Source organism: Psychrobacter sp. 16-MNA-CIBAN-0192 (assembly GCF_040309565.1).
Classification (GTDB): Bacteria; Pseudomonadota; Gammaproteobacteria; order Pseudomonadales; family Moraxellaceae; genus Psychrobacter.
Window position 1 is genome coordinate 1 of sequence record NZ_JBEOOX010000322.1, and the last position, 266, is coordinate 266.

Below are 266 nucleotides of genomic sequence, written 5' to 3' on the forward strand. Positions count from 1 at the left end.
TTTTCATTCAGCCTGAGTTAACTCAGTTCTTGGCTTTCTTGGCAGCGCGGGTACGCTCGCCTTCGTCCAGGATCTTCTTACGCAGGCGGATCGACTTAGGCGTGACTTCGCACAGCTCGTCGTCCTGGATGAATTCCAGGGCCTGTTCCAGGGTGAAGCGAACAGGTGGAACCAGAGCGATGGTTTCGTCTTTGCCCGAAGCACGCATGTTGTCGAGCTTCTTGCCTTTGGTTGGGTTGACGCCCATGTCGTTGTCACGGCTGTTC

Annotated in this window: 1 pseudogene; it reads right to left on the reverse strand. The window is 55.3% G+C overall.

What is annotated here, in order from left to right:
• Positions 1-22: 22 nt before the first annotated feature.
• Positions 23-266, reverse strand: a pseudogene (locus AAEY78_RS13405) (translational GTPase TypA); the annotation flags it as partial.